The sequence below is a fragment of the Stenotrophomonas acidaminiphila genome, from assembly GCF_001431595.1.
Lineage (GTDB): Bacteria > Pseudomonadota > Gammaproteobacteria > Xanthomonadales > Xanthomonadaceae > Stenotrophomonas > Stenotrophomonas acidaminiphila.
In genome coordinates this window covers 1-589 of the sequence record NZ_LDJO01000096.1, presented here as the reverse complement: position 1 = coordinate 589, position 589 = coordinate 1, and the positions used below count along the sequence as shown (strand labels likewise).

1 protein-coding gene is annotated in these 589 nt (G+C 66.0%); it reads left to right on the top strand.

Going from position 1 to position 589, the window contains the following annotated elements; genetic code table 11:
* Positions 1-589: TonB-dependent receptor domain-containing protein (locus ABB33_RS17670; RefSeq protein ID WP_161809443.1), on the top strand; the 589-nt coding region annotated here is incomplete at both ends.

The following is a 589-nucleotide window of genomic DNA, read 5'->3' as shown; positions in this document are numbered from 1 at the left end:
CCTGTGGAGCGACAACGACGTGCAGGCGGCGGCGGGCGTGGACGTGCGCCGCGAGGAATACGAGTTCGGCGGCCCGGCCGAATGGGTGGCGGGCAACGCCTACGTGTTCGGTGTTCCCGGCGATGCCTCCAACTACATGTCGCCCAAGCAGCGCAACGTCAAGGCGGTGTTCGCCGAGGTCAACCTGCCGGTGGTCGACAGCCTGGAGGTCAACCTGGCCGTGCGCCACGACCGTTACGACGGCTTCGGCGGCACCACCAATCCGAAGTACTCGTTCAAGTGGCAGCCGATGGACTGGCTGGTGTTCCGCGGCTCCTACAGCACCGGCTTCAAGGTGCCTGATTTCGCCAAGCTGTTCCGCGGCGTCACCGAGACCCAGTACACCGGCCTGGACCTGGCCGACCCGGCGACCTGCCCGAAGGGCCAGTACAACCCGGACGTGGCCAACTGCAGCGAGCAGATCCGCCCGGACATCATCACCGGCGGCAATCCGAACCTGAAGCCGGAAGAGGCCGAACAGCGCAGCATCGGCTTCGTGATCGCGCCCAACGGCAACTTCAACGTCAGCGTCGACTGGTGGGAGATCGAG